Source organism: Kitasatospora sp. NPDC088160, assembly GCF_044741445.1.
Lineage (GTDB): Bacteria > Actinomycetota > Actinomycetes > Streptomycetales > Streptomycetaceae > Kitasatospora.
In genome coordinates this window covers 15017-34114 of record NZ_JBIUSS010000023.1, presented here as the reverse complement: position 1 = coordinate 34114, position 19098 = coordinate 15017, and the positions used below count along the sequence as shown (strand labels likewise).

Sequence of the window (19098 nt, the reverse complement as noted above, 5' to 3'; positions counted from 1 at the left end):
CCTGCACCTTTCGATGTACGGCGGCTCCTCCGGGGACCGGAGCCGGGCGGCGCCCGGGGATGGTGAGATGGAGGTGTGCTGAGACCGACCCTCACCCCGCGCCAGGAGGACCGGGGGATCGCCCTGCTCGGTCTGCTCGGCGGAGCGCTGCTGATCGCGCTCCAGGTCTACGACAACTCCTCGCGGATCCCGCGCGGGGCGGTGGTGCCGGCGCTGCTGGTCATGGCGGTGCTGGAGCTGTTCCGCCGGACCAGGCCGGTGCTCACCACGACGCTGGGCGGGCTCGCCTTCGGGTACAGCATCTTCACCGGCGCCCTGCTGGCGACCAGCCTGATGTACACCGACCTGCTCTACGCGGCGGTGCTCTACGGGACCCCGAGGATGTCCCGGATCCTGCACCTGACCGGCACGGGTTCGGTGCTGGTGCTGTCCACCCTGGTGCTGATCTACAGCGACGCCTCGAACGCGGTGGCGGTGGTGGTGCTCACCGTCCTGATCTACCTGGCGCCGGTCTGGACCGGGGACGTGGTCCGCAAGCACCGCGACCGGGCGGTGAGCGAGCGGCTGCGGGCCGAACAGACCGCGCTGCTCTCGGAGATGGACCGGCGTGAGGCCGTCGTCGCCGAACGCGCGAGGATGGCACGGGAGTTGCACGACGTGGTGGCCAACCACCTGTCGGCGATCGCGATCCACGCGACCGGCGCGCAGTCCGTCGCCCGGCGCCGTCGGCTGGCCGGGGACGACCCGCTGGTGGAGGTGCTGGCGGTGATCCGGGAGAGCAGCGTCCAGGGTTTGGCCGAAATGCGCCGCATGATCGGACTGCTGCGCGACAGCGGCGGGGGAGAGGCGGACGAGTCGTACGCGGCGCCCGACCTGGCCGCCGTGGACGCCCTGCTGGCCAAGGCCCGGGCGGCCGGCCAGGACGTCGGGCTGGACTTCGAACTCGCCGAGCGGGGCGAGCGCGGGGAGGTCCCGGTGCCGGTCCGGCTGGCCGCGTACCGGATCGTCCAGGAGTCGCTGACCAACGCGCTCAAGCACGCCGGGCCCGGACTGGTCAGCGTGCGGATGGAGTTCGGCCCCGAGGAACTGCGGATCGCCGTCGACAGCCCGTACCGGCACGGACCGGGCCGCGAACTGCCCGGCGCCCGGGCCGGGCTGGTCGGCATGGCGGAGCGGGCCGGGCTGCTCGGCGGCAGCTTCGAGGCGGGGCCGCGGAACGACTACTGGAGCGTGCGCGCGGTACTGCCGCGCGGGCGGGAGAGCGGGGCAGGGGCATGACGATCCGGGTGCTGGTGGCCGAGGACCAGGCGGCGGTACGGGCGGCGCTGGTGATGATCCTGCGGGCCGAGCCGGACATCGAGGTGGTCGGGCAGGCCGCCGACGGCGAGGAGGCCGTCCGGCTGGCGCTGGAGCTGCGGCCCGACGTGGTGCTGATGGACGTGCAGATGCCCCGGCTGGACGGCGTCTCGGCGACCCGGCAGGTGGTCGCCGCCGGGGCCGGCCAGGTGCTGGTGCTGACCACCTTCGACCTGGACGAGTACGTCTACGGCGCGCTGCGGGCCGGCGCGGCCGGGTTCCTGCTCAAGGACCTGGAGGCGGACACCCTGGTCGAGGGCGTCCGGACGGTGGCGCGCGGGGACGGCATGCTGGCGCCCTCGGTGACCAGGCGGCTGATCGGCGCCTTCGCCCGGCCGGACCGGGCGGTCGGGCCGGAAGCCAGGGAGGCGGTGGCCGGACTGACCCCGCGTGAGCGGGAGGTGCTGGCCTGCATCGGGGCCGGGCTGTCCAACGGGGAGATCGCGGCCCGGCTGGAGATGGCGGAGGCGACCACCAAGACGCACGTCAGCCGGATCCTGGCGAAGCTGCGGCTGCGCAACCGGGTGCAGGCGGCGATCCTGGCGCAGGACCTCGGGCTGACCGTCTGAGCGTCTGACGGTCCGGTCGGCCGGTCCGGTCAGATGGTCCGATCGGCCGGTCTGATCGGCTGGTCACGGCGGGTCTGGGTCGCCCGACCAGGTCGGGCGCAGATCACACTCCCGATTGACACCACGGGGCCGGATTGGGCATTAGAGTCCCGGCAACGAGCGACGCGGCTCTCCGGCGGTGACCCCTGCCCTGAGCCGCCTTCAGGGCCCGCCCCAGGGCGGCGACGGCATCGGGAGACCCAGCCATGAGCAATGCGTCCAGCAAGCAGATCGCCGTGATCGGTGCCGGCCTGATGGGCGCCGGCATCGCCCAGGTGTCCGCGCAGGCCGGCCACCCGGTGGTGCTGCGGGACGTCACGGAGGAGGCCCTGCAGCGCGGTCTCGCGGGCATCCGCGCCTCCTACGCGAAGTTCGTCGCCAAGGGCCGGCTGAGCGCCGAGGACGCCGAGGCCGCGCTGGGCCGGATCACCACCACCACCGACCTGGGCGCCGTCGCCGAGGCCGACATCGTGGTCGAGGCCGTGTTCGAGCAGTTCGAGGTCAAGGAGGGCGTCTTCCGGGAGCTCGACAAGCTCGCCAAGGACGGCGCGGTGCTGGCCTCCAACACCTCCGCCATCCCGATCACCCGGATCGCCGCCGCCACCCGGCGCCCCGAGTCGGTCGTCGGCGTGCACTTCTTCTCGCCGGTGCCGCTGATGCAGCTCGTCGAGCTGGTCCGCGGCTACAAGACCAGCGACGAGACCCTGGCCGCCGCCCGCGCCTTCGCCGAGGGCGTCGGCAAGGACGTCGTGGTGGTCAACCGGGACGTGGCCGGCTTCGTCACCACCCGCCTGATCACCGCGCTGGTCGTCGAGGCCGCCAAGCTGTACGAGTCGGGCGTCGCCACCGCCGAGGACATCGACACCGCCTGCCGCCTCGGCTTCGGCCACCCGATGGGCCCGCTGGAGACCGCCGACCTGACCGGCGTGGACATCCTGCTGCACGCCGCCCGCAACATCTACGACGAGACCCAGGACGAGAAGTTCGCCGCCCCGGAGATCATGGCGCGCATGGTCACCGCCGGCGACCTCGGCCGCAAGAGCGGCCGCGGCTTCTACCCGTACGAGGGCAAGTGAGCCCCCGCCGGAACGGGTGAACGACGACGCCCGGCGACCGGGCGGGCCGTGCGGCGGAACACCGTACGGCCCGCCCGCTCGGGGGCGGGTGAGTTTCCTCACGCCAGGTGCCGCAGACGGGTGATTTGGGCGGTAATCGAGCGTAGGTGTGGAGACTGACTGCGTATATTCCCTCGGACGAGTGAAGTTGCTTCAGATCTGGCCGGAACCAGCAACCTGCGCTGCTGGTTCGCCGTCAGAAGAGGGAGACCCGGCCCAGCACGACGAGGCTGCGACCGGACCCGGGCGAGGGGCCACGGCCCGCCCGGATGGACACCCCCACCCCCCGCCCCGGCACGGCCGGGTCGGACCACCCCCGTACCGGACCGGTCAGGCGAAGGAGGAGAGCATGCGCATCACCGGCGACCACAGGGCGCTGGCCATCGAAGGCCGCCTCGACGTGCGCACCGCCGCCGATGCGCGCGCCCGGCTGCACCAGGCCGTGGACGGCGGCCTCGGCGACCTCGTGCTCGACCTCGCCCGGCTGGAGTTCTGGGACGCCACCGGCCTCGGCGTGATCATGGGCACCCACCGCAGGGCCGGCCGGATCGGCCGGCGGCTGGTGCTGCGCTCCGTCCCGGCCCAGCTCCAGCGACTGCTGGTGGCCACCAAGCTGCACCGCATCCTGGCCGTGGACGGCGTCACCGAGGCCCACGGGATCGCCCTCTAGGGCCTGGCCGCTCCTGCCCCCGTCCGGCCCCGGTGCTCGTTCGTTCCCTGCCTTCGTTCGTTCCCCGCCCGCTCTTCGTCCGGCCCCCGACCTGGCTCTGATCAGCCGTCGTCCGGGCCCCGACCTGGCTCTGATCGGCCGTCGCCCGGCCCCCGACCGGGCCGCCCCTGCGCGGGCGGGCCCGGATGTGCAAGAGTCTGCCCGTCAGATGACGGCCGCCCCAGCCAGCTGCCCCCAGCCCGCGCGCGGCCGCGACCGAGACGTCAGCCGGCCGGCGCGGGACGCCGGCGGCCGAGCAGGATGCGGAGCAGAACGTGGCACAGCCAACCGGGGAGTTCCGGCAGGAGGCCGCCCGCACCCGAGGCGGCGAACTCGTCTCCGGCGCCCTGCTGGTCGGCGTCGGCGCCCCGGACGGCTCCGAGGTCAGGCCCTGCCCCGAGGAGTGGCGGCCCCGCCCGCGCCGGATCGAGCGCAGCGAGCCCGCCCGGGGCCCGGTCGGCGGCGTCGGCCGCGCGGTCGGCCCGCTCGCCCTCGGTGCCGGGCCCGCCGACCTGCCGCTGCTCGACCGCGAGGCCGACGTCGCCGAACTCCTCGGCCTGCTCGCCGAGGGCCGCTCGATACGCCTGGTCGGCCAGGCCGGCTCGGGCCGCAGCGCGCTGCTGTCGGCCGTCGCCGAGGCCGCCGCCGACCTCGCCCCCGGCGGCGTCGTCCAGCTCTGCGGGCACCGCCGCACCGCCGCCGACCTGCTCCAGGACCTCTTCGCGGCCACCCACCACGCCCCCGGCTACCGGCCCGACCCGGGCCAGCTGGCCGTGCACCTCGCCGAGGTCGGCGCGATCGTGGTCGTCGACGGCGCGGAGCAGTCCGGCGCCGAGCTGGAGGACCTGCTCGCCCTCGCCCCCGGCTGCGCCTTCCTGATCTCCGCCGCCCCCGGGAGCCCGGCGCCGTCACCCGGCTCCCGCTTGCAGGACCACCTGGTCGCCGGGCTCTCCCGCTCCGCCTGCCTCGCCCTCGCCGCCCGCCAGGCCGGGCGGCCGCTGGACGTCGAGGAGAAGGCCTGGGCGGTCGACCTCTGGTTCGAGTCCGAGGGGCTGCCGCTGCGCTTCGTCCAGGCCGCCGCGCTGCTGCGCCAGCGGGACGTGGCGGTGGACGCGCTGGTCGCCGCCGAGGAGGACCGGATGGGGGTCTTCGGCGCGGTCGAGGAGCCCGTCCACGACCCCGATCCGGCCGTCCGTGAGAACGCGCTGCGCCGCACCGTCCCGCTGCCGTCCGTCGCCGAGACCGCCTCACCCGCCGTCCGGCTCGCGGAGGGGCTGAGTGAGCCCGCCCAGGCCGTCCTGAGGCTCGCCGTCGCGCTCGGCGGCGAGTGTCCCACCGCGCCGCACCTGCCCGCGCTGATCGACGTCGGCCAGGGCGAGAGCGCCCTCGCCGAACTCGCCGACGCCGGGCTGGCGGTGTCCATCGGCGGGCACCACCGGCTGACCGCCGGGGTGCTGGACCTGCTCGCCCCGCACTGGCCGGCCCGCGGCTGCCTGGACGGCGCCGCCCAGCACTTCGCCTGGTGGGTCGGGCACAGCTCGGTGTCGCTGGAACAGGTCGCGGCCGAGGCGGAGGTCGTGGTCGGCGTGCTGGTCGCGGACCGGGCGGCCGGCCGGCACGACGCCGTCGTGCGCCTGGCCCGGGCGGCCGCGCCCGCGCTGGCGCTGGCGCTGCGCTGGGGCGCCTGGGAGAGGGTCCTGGAGCTGGGGCTGGAGGCGGCCCGCCGGACGGGCTCCGGCACCGACCAGGCCTGGTTCCACCACGAGGCGGGCGTGCACGCGTTCTGCGTCCGGGAGCCGTCCCGGGCGATGGCCGAGCTGGAGACGGCGCTCACCCTGCGGTCCGCCGCCGGCGAGCAGCGCGGCGTCGCGGCAGCCGGCCGGATGCTGGACCTGCTGCGTGCCGACGGGCGGCAGCTGCCGCCCGCGGCGTCCCCCGGGCCGGCGCCCGTGCGGCGGCCCGTCATCCGCGCGATAGCCAAGGTGCCGTCCAGCCTGCGCTCCGGGACCAGGCGTCGGGTGATCGCCGCGTCGGCGGCCGTCCTCGCGCTCGGGGCGCTCGGGACGGCGGTGGCGATGAGCGCCACCGGTCCGGAGCAGCACCCGGGCAACGACCCGCACACCCGGCTCGACGACCCCGACGGCGGGCAGGGCGGGCCGCTCCCGTCCCCGCACGTCGGTGGCCCGACCGCCGGGGCCGGTGCCACCGGTACGGGGGCGCCGGGTGCGGGGGCGCCGGGGACGGACGCGGGGGGCGGTGCGGCGGCGGGCGGGACCAGCCCGGAACCGTCGGCGAGCGGTGGCGCCTCGCATTCGCCGAGCGCGTCGAAGAAGCCGAGCCGTGGGCCGAGCGAGACCGCGGGGGCCACCGAGCAGGCGCAGCAGTCGCAGCCGCCCGCACCGGGACAGTCGCAGCCGCCGGCCCAGCAGTCCGGCCCGCCGCAGGGTGGCAGCGGCGGCGGCACCGGCGGCGGCAGCGGTGGCAACTCCGGGGGCACTCAGCCCGGCGGAGGCGCCAGCACGCCGCCCCCGCCGAAGCCGTCGACCACGTCGCCCTCGGCGACCGCGACCACACCGCCGCCCGCCACGACGGGCCCCACGACCGGGACGTCCAGTCCTCCGCCGACGACGCCCTCGCCGTCCGCGAGCTGACCGGTCAGAACAGCTTGAGCTTGTCGTCGTCGATGCCGCGCAGCTCGTCGTAGTCCAGCACCACGCAGCCGATGCCCCGGTCGGTGGCCAGCACGCGGGCCTGGGGCTTGATCTCCTGGGCGGCGAAGATGCCCTTGACCGGGGCCAACAGTGGGTCCCGGTTGAGGAGTTCGAGGTAGCGGGTGAGCTGCTCGACGCCGTCGATCTCACCGCGGCGCTTGATCTCGACGGCCACCGTGGCACCGTCCGAGTCGCGGCAGAGGATGTCGACCGGGCCGATCGCGGTGGGGTACTCGCGGCGGATCAGGGACCAGCCGGCGCCGAGCACCTCCATCCGGTCCGCGAGCAGCTCTTGGAGGTGTGCCTCGACGCCGTCCTTGATCAGGCCCGGGTCCACCCCGAGTTCGTGGGAGGAGTCGTGCAGCACCTCCTCCAGCGTGATGATGAGCTTCTCGCCGGCCTTGTTCTCCACCGTCCAGACCCCGTCCGCCTCCTTGAGCGCGCACGGCGGGGACATCCAGTTGAGCGGCTTGTAGGCGCGGTCGTCGGCGTGGATGCTGACGCTGCCGTCGGCCTTGACCAGGATGAGCCTGGTGGCGGAGGGCAGATGGGCGGAGAGCCGACCGGCATAGTCGACTGAGCAGCGGGCAATTACGAGACGCACGGTCGACCACGCTAGCCCACCGGGGCCAGTTGATGCGATTCCACGACGACCGGGTGAAGAAACCGGGAACCCCGCGAACATGGAGGCTCGGCAATTCCGCTCACCTCCCGTCGCGGTCTGGCGCCCACGTCCTGGGGTCGCTACCGTACGTGACGGCACGCGTGCGGGATCGCTGTCAACGGGGACGGAGACTTCAGATGAACGATCCGACGGGATCCGGCCAATGTGGTGCACCGCCGCGTATTTCCGAAGCAATCCACAGGAATGACCGGCCCGTCCCGCCGTTGACTGCCACGCTGTTCCGAGCGCGGTCGGTGTCCGGGACGTCACGTCCCGTGGTGCCGCCGCCTTCGCGGGGTGTCAAAAACGCCCGTTCCACGGCGTTCCGGACACCACGCGCGATCCGCCCACCCTCACTGTGAGCTTGGACTACGCACGACCACCCGGGCGCCGCGCGGGTGGACCGCGAGAGGAGAATCCATGTCGCTCGACGTCTCACCGGCCCTGCTGGAAAAGGCCGAGCGGGGCGAGGTCGACGAGCGGGAATTCGTCGACTGCGTCCGCGTCTCGCTGCCGTACGCCTGGGACCTGATCAGCTCGCTGGTCGCCCAGGCAAAGGTCGACGGTACCGACTTCGCCGACAACCAGGTACCGCCGCCCAGCGAGCAGGCCCGCGGCCAGCTCCTGCGGGCCCTCGCCAGCGACGCCATCCGGGGGGCCCTGCAGCGGCACTTCGGGGTGCGGCTGGCCTTCCAGAACTGTCACCGGGTGGCGGTCTTCCTGCCGTCGGACGCCAACGAGGCACGGCACGCACGCTTCACCTCGGTCCGGGAGCAGCTGCTCAACCAGTCCGAGGAACTGCGGGACTGCTGACCCGGCAGCACCGCCGATGCCGGGCCCTAGGTCCCGGAAGGTCGTCGGGCCGCCCCCGTCCCCCGGTGCGGGGGGAGGGGCGGCGGCCCGGACCGGGCCCGGCCGCTCCACCCCCGGGCTCACCCCAGCTGCGGCAGCACCTCGGAGCCGAGCCGGGCGATGTTGTGCAGGGTCGCCTCGCGGTCGCCGCTGCCCTCCGCGAGCAGCGCGAAGCGGCGGATGCCGGTCCGCTCGGCGGTGGCCAGCAGCCGGTCGGCGCACTGCCGCGGCGTGCCCACCGCGTGCAGGTCGCAGAGGAGTTCGGTGTACTCGCGCGGGTCGCGCATCTTGCGCTCCCGGCCGTCCACGGTGCGGTGGGCGCCGAGCCCGTACTCGAACCAGCCCGGCATGGCGTTCAGCAGGGTGGCGCGGGCCGCTGAGGTGCGGTCGTCGACCTGGGCCACCCCGGCCGCGACGTGCCGGCGGTTCACCCGGCGCAGCTGCTCCTCGCCGCGCCCGGCGGCCAGCCAGGCGCTGCGGTACAGCTCCAGCATGCGCAGCTTGTCGTCGTCGCCGGAGTGCATGCCGAGCAGCATCGGCAGGCCGCGTTCGGCGGCCAGCTGCACCCCGCTCGGAGAGGTGCACGCGACCACCATCGGCGGGCCGGCCACCGGCCGCCCGGACGGGTCGAGTTCCTCACCGACGCCCTCGCCGAGGCCCTCGACGTCCTGGCGCTGGCGCGGGAAGCGCACCGGGCCGGACCGCTCGCCGAGACCGAGCCAGCTGCCCAGTCCGGACCGGCGCACCGGTTCGGTGGCGCGCGGCACCACCGCCACCTCGGGGAAGGCGAACTGCGGGCCGTCCGCGCCGACCCGGGAGCCGCGCAGCCAGCGCAGCAGCAGGTCCAGCCGCTCCGGGAAGCCGTTCTCGAAGGCGTCCACGCCGCCGCCGAACACGTCCAGGTCGATCCAGGGGCCGCCGCGGCCCACCCCGAGCGTGAAGCGCCCGTCCGAGGTGAGGTGCAGCAGCGCGGCCTGCTCGCCGAGCGCCACCGGGTGGGCGGTGGAGAGCACGCTGACCGCCGTGCCGACGCCGATCCGGCGGGTGCGGCCGAGCAGCAGCGCGGCCAGCGTGGCGGCGTTGGGGCAGACCCCGTACGGGACGAAGTGGTGCTCGGCCAGCCAGACGCTGTCCAGGCCCGCGCGTTCGGCCTCGACGGCGGCCCGGACGGTGCGGTCCAGCGCCTCGCGGTGGCTCTGCCCGGGGAACTGCGCGGACAGCAGGAACGCGCCGACCCGCACCGGCGCGGTGTCCGGCGGGAGCGCGCCCGCCCGCTGCGGCACGGGCAGCGGCTCGCCCGCCGCGGCCGTGACCGGGATGGGCGAGGTCAGCACCGGCCCGGGGGCGGGCGGCCGGACTCCGACGGGCCGACGGGTCTCGGCGCGGGCGCTGGTCTTGGTCATGGTGGGGCCTCCTCGGGTGCGCGCAGGGTCTGCGGGCCCCGCCTGTTCCCCTTGTGGGTATCCGATGTCATGTGCCAATGGCACGCGGAAACCCGGATTTCGTCGAAGATCGGGTGGATCTCGGCAAAAACGCGGGAGCGTCGGACGATGCCGTGATAGTGGCCTGCCGGAGGGGCGGCCGGCCGTAGGCTGGAACGACCCGAAATCCCGGAAGAGAGGTAGTCCGACGTGTCGCCGCGCCGCAACCGGATCAAGAGCGCCGACCCGGGCGGGAGCGCCGAGCAGGCCTCCCCGCTCGGCGGATCGCTGCGCCGCACCGAGAGCCACCAGGGCGACGACTGGGTGGTCCAGACGGTCGCCGGGACGGCCGGGCGGCACTACCGGTGCCCGGGCTGCGACCAGGAGATCCCGCCCGGGATGGGCCACGTGGTGGCCTGGCCGATGTACGGCGCGGGCGTGGACGACCGGCGGCACTGGCACCGCGCCTGCTGGGGCGCGCGGGAGCGCCGGGCCTCCAACGTCCTGCGGGGCCGCGGCGCTCCGCGGTACTGAGCCGGTCAGGCGTCCCGGTTCTTGAGCACCAGCGCGCCGCCGAGCAGGGCGGCGAGCGTCCAGGCCAGGCAGATCACGAAGCCCTCCCACGGCCCGTACGGCTGGCCGTGCTGCTCGTACACCAGCAGCATCCGCGACCCCGCGTAGTCCGGGAAGTAGTGGGCCAGGGTCTTGACCTTCGGCACCGCCGAGAGGATCGGCGAGAGCAGGAAGAAGAACGGGACCAGTACGCCCAGTGCCAGCGTCTGGCTGTGCAGCATCGTGGTGACGCCGGCCGAGAACAGGCAGAGCATCGTCAGGTACAGCGCGGCGCCGAACACCGCGCGCAGCACGTGCGGTTGGTCGAGGCTGGTGGAGTGCGAGCCGAGCAGCGCCTGGCCGGTGAAGAAGGTGACGAAGGCCGTCACCACCGAGACCGCCAGGGCCATCGTGCCGAGCACCACCGCCTTGCCGGTGAGCAGGGTGCCGCGCTGCGGGACGGCGGCCAGGGTGACCCGGATCATGCCGGTGCTGTACTCGTTGCCGATGGCCAGCACGCCGAACACGATGATGGCGAGCTCGCCGAGCATGATGCCGGAGAAGGCCGTGCCGGTGGCGTCGAAGACGGACTGGTCGCCCCGCCGGAACTCGCCGAAGTTGCTGTTGGTGAGCAGGGACAGCAGCGCGCCGATGCCGACGGTGACGACGAAGGTCAGCGCGAGCGTCCAGATCGTCGAGCGGACGCTGCGGATCTTCGTCCACTCGGAGCGCAGGATCGCCGGGAAGGACGTCATCTCAGTTCTCCTCCTGCCGGGCCGCCGCGGTCTGCGGGGCGCCGTCCGCCTTCCAGCCGGCGCCCCAGACGCCGGGTGCGCCGGCCGCGTCCCGGCCCGGGCCGTCGCCCGCGTGGTACTCCACCGAGTCGGCCGTCATCTGCATGAACGCCTCCTCCAACGAGGCCTGCTGCGGGCTGAGTTCGTGCAGGACGACGCCGTGGGCCGCGGCCAGGTCGCCGAGCCGGGCGAGATCGCCGTCGACCACTTCGTAGGAGCCGCCGGGCCCGGGTTCGGACCGGAGCCCGGCGCCGGACAGTGCGTCGAGCAGGCGCTCGGGGTGCGGGGTGCGCAGCCGGACGGCGGAGCGGGAGTTGCGCCGGATGAACTCCGGCATCGGCAGGTCGGCGAGCAGCCGGCCCTTGCCGATGACCACCAGGTGGTCGGCGGTGACGGCCATCTCGCTCATCAGGTGGGAGGAGACGAAGACGGTCCGGCCCTCGGTGGCGAGCCGCTTCATCAGGTTGCGGATCCAGAGGATGCCCTCCGGGTCCAGTCCGTTGACCGGCTCGTCGAACATGACGATCTCCGGGTCGCCGAGCAGTGCGGAGGCGATGCCCAGGCGCTGGCCCATGCCGAGCGAGAAGCCGCGGGCCCGCTTGCGGGCGACCGGGGTGAGGCCCACCAGGTTGAGCACCTCGTCCACCCGGCGGGTCGGGATGCGGTTGCTCTGGGCGAGCCAGAGCAGGTGGTCGCGGGCGGTGCGGCCGGGGTGGACGGCCTTGGCCTCCAGCAGCGCGCCGATGTACTTGAGCGGTTCGCTGAGCTGCCCGTAGCGCTTGCCGTCGATGGTGACCCGGCCGCTGGTGGGGCGGTCGAGGTCGAGGATCATGCGCATGGTGGTGGACTTGCCTGCGCCGTTGGGGCCGAGGAAGCCGGTGACCACGCCCTGGGGGACCTGGAAGCTGAGCCGGTCCACCGCGAGGGTCCTGCCGTAACGTTTTGTCAGGTCGTGCAACTCGATCATTCGCGCTCCCTTACTCCTGGTAAGGCTAGGACAAAGCGGATATCACGGCCCGCTGAGTGGGCCCGCCGGGCGTGCCGGAATACGGTGGGCCCATGACCCAGCCCCCCTCCGCAGTGTCGGTCCGCGAGAGCGGCACCGGAACACCCCTCGTGCTGCTGCACGCCTTTCCGTTGAACGCCTCGATGTGGTCCGCCCAACTGGACGCGCTGCCCGGTCTGACCGGCGACGAGGCCCGGGTGCTCGCCCCGGACCAGCGCGGCTTCGGCGGCACCGAGCTGGGGGCCGACGAACCCTCGCTGGACCTGGTCGCCGACGACCTCGCCCTGCTGCTGGACGCGGCCGGGATCGAGCGCGCGGTGGTCGGCGGGCTCTCCATGGGCGGTTACGTGGCGCTGGCCTTCGCCCGCCGCCACCCGGACCGGCTGGCCGGACTGCTGCTGGCCAGCACCCGCGCCACCGCCGACACCGACGCCGTCCGGGCCAACCGGGAGCGGATCGCGGCCGCCGTCACCGCCCGGGGCAGCGTCCAACTGCTGCTCGACGAGGAGGTCGCCGCCGGGCAGCTCGGGCCGGACTCGCTGCACCTGGTGGAGCGGGTGCGGTCGCTGGTCGCGGCCGCGTCGCCGGCCGCCGTCGCCTGGGCCCAGCGGGCCATGGCGGCCCGGCCGGACGCGCTGGACGTGCTGGCCGGGCTGCGGGTGCCCACCGCCGTCGTCGCGGGCGCGCAGGACGGCCTGGTGGCGCCGGAGGAGGCCGAACCGATGCTCCGGGCCCGGCCGGACGCCGAACTGACCGTCATTCCCGGGGCGGGCCATCTGAGCGCCCTGGAGGCACCGGAGGCGTTCAACACCGCCGTCCGCGACCTGCTGGCCCGGGTGACGGCGGGATGAGGGAGGAAGCGACCGGCTGGGACTTCTCGGCGCTGGAGGTGACCGGCCGGATGCCCGTGACCAACCGCGGCGAGGGCCTGGTCGAACTGACCCTGGAACCGCTCGGCGAGGACTACTGGCTGCGCCCCGGCGAGACCTTCATCGTCACCTCGTACGGCGACCACGGCTCCGGCCACCCGTTCGAGGTGCAGTACTGGCCGGACTCGGTGTCGGTCTGGTGCACCTCGTGGTTCGGCACCGTCTCCGACGACGAGGGCAACCAGCTCAGCAGCGGGCACCAGCGGCCCGACGGGGCCTACCCCAGGTGACGCCCGCTCACCCAGGTCACCCGAGATGATGACGGTGGAAAGACGGCAGGCCCTCACCCTGGTGGGTGAGGGCCTGTCCGCTGTTCCGCACGTGCCGCACGTTCCGCACGTGCCGTCCGTTCCGCACGTACCGCCGGGCGCCGGCGCCCGGCGGCGGCGTCAGCGCGACTGCTGGGCGGGCACGCCCATGGTGTCGTCGCCCGGCAGCGAGGCGGCGGCCACGGCCGCGCCGGTCAGCGTCGCCAGCATCTCGCGGACGTTGGTCAGCTGGGCGTTGATGCTGTCGCGGCGGTTGGTGAGCGCCGCCAGCTCGCGCTCGGACTCGCTGCGGATCCGGTCGGCCTTGGCGTTGGCGTCCGCCACGATGTCCTCGGACTGGCGCTGCGCCGTCTCGACGGTCTGGCGGGCGCGGCGCTCGGCGTCGGTGCGCAGCTTCTCGGCCTCCAGGCGCAGCTGCTCGGCCCGGTGCTCGATCTCGGCCAGGCGCTTCTCGGCCTTGGCCTGACGGGCGGCCAGGTCACGCTCGGACTGCTCGCGGCGCTTGGCCAGGTTGGTCTCGAACTCCAGCGCGGCCTGGGCGGCCTTGGTGCGGGTCTCCTCGAAGAGGGCGTCCGCCTCCTCGCGCTTGTTCTGGGCGTCCTTGTTGGCCTCGGCGCGCAGCTGGGCGCTGTCGCTCTTGGCCTTGTCGACGATCCGCAGACCCTCGTCCTCCGCCTTGGCCTTGCGGTCCTTGGCGTAGTTCTCGGCCTCGGTGCGGACCTGCTGGGCAGCGGCCTCGGCGAGCTCGCGGTGCTGCTCGGAGGCGCGGTGCGCCTCGTCGCGCAGGTCCTTGGCCTCCTCCTCGGCCAGTCGCAGGATCTTCTCGACCCGGGCGCCGAGACCGGCGTACGAGGGCTCCGCCTCGGTGACCGCCGCCTGCGCGGTCTGGGTCTCCAGGTGGAGTTCCTCGATGCGCTTCTCGAGCGCGCTGATCCGGGTCAGGGCACTGTCACGGTCGGCCACCAGCTTGGTGATCCGCTCGTCGACCTGGGCGCGCTCGTACCCACGGCGCACCAGGTCGAAGCCGTGAGGGGAGTGACTGTCGCTCATGGGGTTCTGGGCTTCCTGTCGTCAAACCGCTGAGGTGGTTGAGGGAATCCTGACACGGTACCGGAGTGTCGACGGCGAGATGCCGTCGTCCCGCGGACAATGTCCGCTCAATCGGGTGGTGCGTTCTTGGAACGATTGCCGCCCGACCGGGGGGAACCAATTCCGGCACCCGCCTTGGCACCCCCGTCCTTCTTGGTGCTGCTTCCCCCGTTGGTCTGGGCGACCGGTGCCGGTGCCTCGAACGCCTCCAGCGCGGACAGCACGTCCTGCACCCTGGAGATCTCGGTGTTGATGTCCTTGCGCCGCCGCACCAGTTCGTCCAGCTCGCGACGGCCCTCGTCGGTGACCCGCTTCGCCTCGGCCTGCGCTTCGGCGAGCAGCCGTTCGGCCTCCGCCTTCGCCAGTTCGACCTGCTCGTCCGCGCTGCGGTCGGCGTCCCGCAGCCGCTTCTCCGCCTCGGTGGCGGCGGTCTCCAGCCGCTCCTCGGCCTCGGCCTCGGCCGACTGGAGCTTGGCCTCGGCCTTGACGATCAGCGCCTCGGCGCGGCTGGTGGAGTCGGCGAGCTTGGTCTCCGCCTCCTTCAGCAGCCCCTCGGCCTTGCGGACGGCCGAGATCCGGACCTTGCTGGCCTCCGCGGACGCCTCCGAGGTGAGCTCGCCCGCGCGGTCCTCGGCGGCCGCGACCAGCGCCGCCGCCCGGTCCTCGGCCTCGGCGACGGTGGCCACCGCCTGCTCCTCGGCCTCGGTCAGCTGCTCCTGAGCGGCCGTCACCAGGGCGTCGACCCGCTCGCCGGCCGACTTCATGGCCGCCGCGTTCTCCTTGCGGGCGCGCTCGTGCAGCGCCTCCACCTCGGCGTCGGTGCGCTCGCGCAACTCCTCGGCGCGCTCGCGGATCGCGGTGGAGTCCCGGCGGGCCTCGGCGAGCAGCGTGTCGGCGTCGGACCGGCCCTTCTCCACCTCGGCCTGGCCGGCCGCCTCGCCGGCGGCGACCAGCCGGTCGGCCTCCTTGCGGGCGGCGGCGACCATCGCGTCCGCCTGCTCCTCGGCGGCGGCGGTGGTGGCCAGTGCGGTGGTCTGGGCGTCCTCGCCGAGCGACTCGGCGTCCGCGAAGGCCTTCTCCAGGACGGAGTTGGCCTGCTCGCGGGTGGCCTTGTCGAACTGCTCGGCGGCCTCCCGGGTCTCCGCGTCGTACGCGTCGGCGCGGCCGTGGGCGGCGGCGTCGTACTCGTCGGCGAGGGTCCGGGTGGCGAGCGCGTACTCCTCGGCCTCGGCGCGCAGGGCGGCGGCCAGCTCCTCGGCGTCGGCGACCAGACCGGCCGAGCGCTCGTCGGCGGCGGCCATCGTCCGGACGGCCTGGGCCTCGGCGTCCGCGCGCAACTGCCCGGCGGCCTCCCGGGCCGCGTGCAGTACGGCGTCGGCCTCCGCCCGCAGGTGCTCGTCGTAGGCCTGGGCCTCGGCGCGCTGACGGCCCAACTCGGCCTCGTGGGCCTCGCGTTCGGCGGCCAGCTCGCGGTCGGTCAGGTCGCGCAGGGCGGTGGTCTCGGCGTCGGTACGGGCGCGCAGTTCGGCGGTCTCGTGGTCGGCGAGGGCCCGCTGCTCGGCGGTCTCGGCGTCGGCGAGTTCGCGCAGGGCGGTGGTCTCGGCGACGGCGAGGGCCCGCTGCTCGGCGGTCTCGCGCTCGGCCAGCTCGCGCAGTTCGGCGGCGGCCTGTTCGGCCCGGTCGCGGACCTCGGCGGCCTCCCGCTCGGCGGCGGCCTTCCGCTCGGCGATCTGCTCGGCGGCGGCCTCGTGCATGCCGGCCACCGACTGGCGGACCTCGGCGGCCTCCTCCTCGGCGGCCTCGACCAGGGCGGCGCCCTCGACACCGGCGGCGGCGACCAGCTCCTCGCCGTCGACCCGGGCCTGCTCCAGGACGGCGGTGGCCTCGGCCCGGATGCTGTCGGCGGTGGCGCGGGCCTCGGACAGCTCGCGGCCGGCCTCGGCGCGGACCGTCTCGGCCTGCTCGGCGGCGAACGCCAGCTCGGCGGCGGCCTTCTCCCGGACGGCCTTGGCGTCCCGGGCGGCCTCGGCCTGGCGCTGCTCGGCGGCGCTCCGGGCGCCCTCCAGCAGTTCCTCGGCTTCGGCGCGCTGGGCGGCGACGTGCTGTTCGGTCGCCTCGCGCTGTTCGGTGGTCTCGGCGGTGGTGCGTTCGGTGAGTTCGGTGGCGGCCTGTTCGGCCTTGGCTCGGACGTCGGCGGCGTACGCCTCGGCGGCGGTGCGCTGCTCGGTGGTCTCGCGCTCGGCGAGCTCGCGCAGTTCGGCGCTCTCCCGTTCGGCGAGCTCGCGCAGTTCGGTGGTCTCGCGTTCGGCGAGGGCGCGCAGCTCGGCGACGTGCTGTTCGGTCGCCTCGCGCTGTTCGGTGGTCTCGGCGGTGGTGCGTTCGGTGAGTTCGGTGGCGGCCTGTTCGGCCTTGGCCCGGACGTCGGCGGCGTACGCCTCGGCGGCGGTGCGCTGCTCGGTGGTCTCGCGCTCGGCGAGCTCGCGCAGTTCGGCGCTCTCCCGCTCGGCGAGGGCCCGCAGCTCGGTCGCCGTCTGTTCGGCCTGCTCGTGGGCGGCCTGGGCGGCGGCCAGCTGCTCGGCGGTCTCCTCGCGTTCGCGGTGCAGCCCGGCGGCGGCCTCCTCGTGCTCGCGCCGGCTCTCCTCGCGCAGCGCGTTCGCGGCGGCCTCGGCCTCGCTGCGGGCACGGGCGGCCTCGGCGTCGGCCTCGGTGCGGACGCGCTCGGCGTCGGCCACCGCGGCGTCCCGGACGGCGTTCGCCTCGGCCTGCGCCTCGGCGCTGAGGGCGGTCGCGGCGGCGTTCGCCTCGGCCCGGACCCGCTGGTCGAACTCGGTCGCGTCCCGGCGGAGTTCGGCGGTCTCGCGCTCGGCGGCGGCGCGGTTCTCGGCGGCTGCGGCCTTGGCGGCGGCGAGGGCGTCCTGGCCCTGCTGCTCGGCGGCGGTGGTGGTCTTCTCGGCCTCGGTGCGGGCCCGGGCGAGGGTCTGCTCGGCCCGGCCCTGGGTCTCGGCGGCCTGTTCCTGGGCCTGCGCGCGCAGCCGCTCGATCTCCCCGGCGGCGCCCGCGCGCAGCTCGTCGGCGTCGGCCTTGGCCCTGGTGAGCAGTTCCTCGGCGTTCTTCGCCGACTCCTCGATCTGCACGACGGCCTGGCGGCGGGCCTCGCCGCGCACCCGGTCGGCCTCGGCGGCGGCCTGGGCGCGCAGCTCCTCGGCCTCGGCCCGCAGGCGGGCCGCCTCGTCCTGCATCTGCTCGATCCGCTCGCGGATCGCGGCGGCGTCGTCGAGCGCGGCGTTCTGGGCCTGCTCGACGGCGGCCTGGGCCTGCTCGCGCAGGCGCTGTGCCTCGGCGGCGGCCTCGGTGCGGATCCGCTCGGCCTCGGTGGCGGCCTCGGTGCGGGCGGTCTCGGCGTCCTGGTCGGCCTGGCCGAGCACCTCCTCGGCGGTCTTGGCGGCCTTGGCGAGGTGGACGGTGGCTTCCTTGGCGCCGGCCGCCCGGCCCTCCTCCTCGGCCGCGTGGCGCAGCCGCTGGGCCTCGGCCTCGGCGTGGGCGCGGAGTTCGGCGACCTCCCGGTCGGCCTGGGCGCGCAGTTCGGCGATCGCGGCCTCGGCCTCGGCGCGCAGCTCGCCGGCCACCGATTCGGCGGTGGCCCGCAGCCGTTCGCTCTCCTCGGCGGCGGCGGCCTTGGCGGCCTCCGCCTCGGCCTGCTTGGTGGTGGCCTCGGCGCGGATCGCCTCGGCCTCCTTGGTGGCGTGGGCGACCATCCGGGCGACCTCGGCACGGGCGGTCTGCGAGCGCTGCTCGTTGGCGGCCTCGCCGTCGGCGGCCTTGCGTTCGGCGGCGGCCTCGGCGTCGGCCTGGAGCTGTTCGGCGGCCTGTTCGGCCTGGGCCCGCAGCTCGGCGGACTCGCGGCGGGTGCGTTCGGCCTCGGCGATCGCCTCGGCACGCAGCCGCTCTATCTCGGCCTGGGCGTGGGCGAGCTGCTGCTCGGCCCGGATCTGCTCGGCGGAGGCCTGCTCCTTGAGCCGGCCGATCTCGGCCTTCGCGACGGCGAGCTGCTGCTCGGCGGCGGCGTGCGCGGCGGCCAGCTGCTGCTGGGCCTCGCCGCGGGCGGCGTCCACGTCGGCGGCGGCCTGGGCGCCGGCCTGCTGGGCGTGCTCGGAGGCGGCGCGCAGCAGGCGCTCGGCGTCGCTCTGGGCCCGCTGGAGGGCGGCCTCGGCGGCGGCCTGGGCCTCGCCGCGGGCGGCGTCGACGTCGGCGGCGGTCTGGGCGCGGGCCTGGTCGGAGAGCGCGACGGCCTCCGCGCGGGCGGCGGCGACCATGCGCTCGGCCTCGGCGCGGGCGTCCTGGAGCAGGCGCTGGGCCTCCTGCTCGGAGCCGGTCCTGGTCTGCTCGGCCCAGCCGTTGACGTGCTGCTCGGCGGTGCGGCGCAGCTCGGTGAGCTCGTCCTCCAGCTGGCGGCGGCGGGCGGTGAGCTCGGCCTCCAGTCGGGCGGTGCGCTCGGCGGCCTCGGCCATGATCCGCTGGGTGGCGGCCTGGGAGTCGCGCAGCTGGCGCTCGGCGTCGGCGCGCAGCTGCTGGGCCTGCATCTCGGCAGTGCGGAGCATCTGCTCGGCCTGGCCGGAGACGGCGTCGAAGGCGCGCGGCTGGGCGAGCATGCGGCGGGACTCGTGCAGCTTGGCCCGGAGCACCTCCACCTGGTAGGCGAGGTCCTCGGCATGCTCGACTGCCTTGTCCCGCTCCTTTCGAGTCCGACCCATCTCGGCCTCGAACTGGGAGAGGTGATCGTCAACCTCGTAGCGGTCGTTGCCCCGCACTCCGCGGTCCCATCCATCTCCTGGTCGCGTCCTCGACCCGGCCGGTCCAGGGCACCCGTTGTCCGGGTACTGGTCCGACTGGCTCCTTGCATCCGCAGCCGGTGGACGGCCCGCCGGTCAATCCGGGGCCGCCCGCCGCGGTCGTCGGAGCCCTGGGCGTGGAAGCGCGGTGATGCCGCGTTCCCCCGTCCGGGTGGACTCCTGGGCGAACTCTT

The 19098-nt window shown here is 74.8% G+C and carries 15 protein-coding genes; 9 read left to right on the top strand and 6 right to left on the bottom strand.

The annotated features are described in order from the left end of the window. The first annotated feature begins 75 nt into the window (after nucleotides 1-75). The 5 genes from ACIOGZ_RS31205 to ACIOGZ_RS31185 all read left to right on the top strand — a co-directional run bounded on the left by ACIOGZ_RS31205 (nucleotide 76) and on the right by ACIOGZ_RS31185 (nucleotide 6439). A complete protein-coding gene (locus ACIOGZ_RS31205; protein ID WP_400988541.1) occupies nucleotides 76-1278 on the top strand; it encodes a sensor histidine kinase in 1203 nt (400 codons plus the stop codon). Next, entirely contained in the window at nucleotides 1275-1925 is a 651-nt protein-coding gene (locus tag ACIOGZ_RS31200) for a response regulator transcription factor (RefSeq protein ID WP_350879592.1), read from the top strand. The genes ACIOGZ_RS31205 and ACIOGZ_RS31200 overlap by 4 nt, the downstream gene beginning before the upstream one ends. 245 nt (nucleotides 1926-2170) lie before the next feature. Next, complete coding sequence (locus ACIOGZ_RS31195; RefSeq protein ID WP_400988539.1) at nucleotides 2171-3040, top strand: 3-hydroxyacyl-CoA dehydrogenase family protein; 870 nt, start codon at nucleotides 2171-2173, stop codon at nucleotides 3038-3040. 388 nt (nucleotides 3041-3428) lie between these two features. Next, complete coding sequence (locus tag ACIOGZ_RS31190; RefSeq protein WP_363582008.1) at nucleotides 3429-3749, top strand: STAS domain-containing protein; 321 nt, start codon at nucleotides 3429-3431, stop codon at nucleotides 3747-3749. Nucleotides 3750-4063: 314 nt separating this feature from the next. Beyond that, on the top strand, nucleotides 4064-6439 hold the full coding sequence (locus ACIOGZ_RS31185; protein ID WP_400988538.1) for an ATP-binding protein: 2376 nt from the start codon (nucleotides 4064-4066) through the stop codon (nucleotides 6437-6439). A gap of 4 nt (nucleotides 6440-6443) precedes the next feature. Here ACIOGZ_RS31185 and nucS read toward each other — a convergent pair whose 3' ends face one another. Next, nucleotides 6444-7103 (bottom strand): endonuclease NucS, encoded by a 660-nt coding sequence (nucS, locus tag ACIOGZ_RS31180; protein WP_280676005.1) that lies wholly within the window; start codon nucleotides 7101-7103, stop codon nucleotides 6444-6446. Nucleotides 7104-7583: 480 nt separating this feature from the next. Here nucS and ACIOGZ_RS31175 point away from each other — a divergent pair, with 480 nt between their 5' ends. Then, nucleotides 7584-7976 carry an SCO5389 family protein gene (locus ACIOGZ_RS31175; protein ID WP_063347790.1) on the top strand — a complete coding sequence of 131 codons (393 nt, stop codon included), beginning with the start codon at nucleotides 7584-7586 and terminating at the stop codon, nucleotides 7974-7976. Nucleotides 7977-8095: 119 nt separating this feature from the next. On the opposite strand, the gene ACIOGZ_RS31170 is transcribed toward ACIOGZ_RS31175, so the two are convergent. Next, nucleotides 8096-9256 carry an LLM class flavin-dependent oxidoreductase gene (locus tag ACIOGZ_RS31170; protein WP_400988600.1) on the bottom strand — a complete coding sequence of 387 codons (1161 nt, stop codon included), beginning with the start codon at nucleotides 9254-9256 and terminating at the stop codon, nucleotides 8096-8098. Nucleotides 9257-9646: 390 nt separating this feature from the next. Between ACIOGZ_RS31170 and ACIOGZ_RS31165 the strand changes: the two genes are divergently transcribed. Continuing rightward, the gene (locus tag ACIOGZ_RS31165) at nucleotides 9647-9970 is read left to right on the top strand and encodes an ATP/GTP-binding protein (protein ID WP_363582013.1); all 324 of its coding nucleotides are present in this window, start codon (nucleotides 9647-9649) and stop codon (nucleotides 9968-9970) included. 5 nt (nucleotides 9971-9975) lie between these two features. Here the strand turns inward: ACIOGZ_RS31165 and ACIOGZ_RS31160 are convergent, their stop codons facing one another. Together ACIOGZ_RS31160 and ACIOGZ_RS31155 are read right to left on the bottom strand one after the other, a co-directional pair. After that, complete coding sequence (locus ACIOGZ_RS31160; RefSeq protein WP_363628712.1) at nucleotides 9976-10743, bottom strand: ABC transporter permease subunit; 768 nt, start codon at nucleotides 10741-10743, stop codon at nucleotides 9976-9978. A 1-nt stretch (nucleotide 10744) separates the two neighbouring features. Beyond that, entirely contained in the window at nucleotides 10745-11749 is a 1005-nt protein-coding gene (locus tag ACIOGZ_RS31155) for an ABC transporter ATP-binding protein (protein ID WP_363582018.1), read from the bottom strand. A 92-nt stretch (nucleotides 11750-11841) separates the two neighbouring features. On the opposite strand from ACIOGZ_RS31155, the gene ACIOGZ_RS31150 reads away from it, so the two are divergent. Together ACIOGZ_RS31150 and ACIOGZ_RS31145 are read left to right on the top strand one after the other, a co-directional pair. Further along, on the top strand, nucleotides 11842-12639 hold the full coding sequence (locus ACIOGZ_RS31150; RefSeq protein ID WP_363582020.1) for an alpha/beta hydrolase: 798 nt from the start codon (nucleotides 11842-11844) through the stop codon (nucleotides 12637-12639). Beyond that, a complete protein-coding gene (locus ACIOGZ_RS31145; RefSeq protein WP_363582022.1) occupies nucleotides 12636-12947 on the top strand; it encodes a hypothetical protein in 312 nt (103 codons plus the stop codon). Before ACIOGZ_RS31150 ends, ACIOGZ_RS31145 begins: the two co-directional genes overlap by 4 nt. Nucleotides 12948-13106: 159 nt before the next feature. Here the strand turns inward: ACIOGZ_RS31145 and ACIOGZ_RS31140 are convergent, their stop codons facing one another. Both ACIOGZ_RS31140 and ACIOGZ_RS31135 read right to left on the bottom strand, forming a co-directional pair. Then, on the bottom strand, nucleotides 13107-14036 hold the full coding sequence (locus ACIOGZ_RS31140; RefSeq protein ID WP_063347784.1) for a hypothetical protein: 930 nt from the start codon (nucleotides 14034-14036) through the stop codon (nucleotides 13107-13109). Nucleotides 14037-14143: 107 nt separating this feature from the next. After that, nucleotides 14144-18883, bottom strand: coding sequence for a hypothetical protein (locus ACIOGZ_RS31135; RefSeq protein ID WP_400988536.1), 4740 nt, complete (start codon nucleotides 18881-18883; stop codon nucleotides 14144-14146). Between the last annotated feature and the right edge of the window lie 215 nt (nucleotides 18884-19098).

Excerpts from the sequence above, each read along its gene's own strand:
- ACIOGZ_RS31200 (WP_350879592.1), top strand. The coding sequence starts at position 1,275 with ATGACGATCCGGGTGCTGGTGGCCGAGGACCAGGCGGCGGTACGGGCG.
- ACIOGZ_RS31195 (WP_400988539.1), top strand. The coding sequence starts at position 2,171 with ATGAGCAATGCGTCCAGCAAGCAGATCGCCGTGATCGGTGCCGGCCTG.
- ACIOGZ_RS31190 (WP_363582008.1), top strand. The coding sequence starts at position 3,429 with ATGCGCATCACCGGCGACCACAGGGCGCTGGCCATCGAAGGCCGCCTC.
- ACIOGZ_RS31175 (WP_063347790.1), top strand. The coding sequence starts at position 7,584 with ATGTCGCTCGACGTCTCACCGGCCCTGCTGGAAAAGGCCGAGCGGGGC.
- ACIOGZ_RS31160 (WP_363628712.1), bottom strand. The coding sequence starts at position 10,743 with ATGACGTCCTTCCCGGCGATCCTGCGCTCCGAGTGGACGAAGATCCGC.
- ACIOGZ_RS31155 (WP_363582018.1), bottom strand. The coding sequence starts at position 11,749 with ATGATCGAGTTGCACGACCTGACAAAACGTTACGGCAGGACCCTCGCG.
- ACIOGZ_RS31150 (WP_363582020.1), top strand. The coding sequence starts at position 11,842 with ATGACCCAGCCCCCCTCCGCAGTGTCGGTCCGCGAGAGCGGCACCGGA.
- ACIOGZ_RS31145 (WP_363582022.1), top strand. The coding sequence starts at position 12,636 with ATGAGGGAGGAAGCGACCGGCTGGGACTTCTCGGCGCTGGAGGTGACC.
- ACIOGZ_RS31140 (WP_063347784.1), bottom strand. The coding sequence starts at position 14,036 with ATGAGCGACAGTCACTCCCCTCACGGCTTCGACCTGGTGCGCCGTGGG.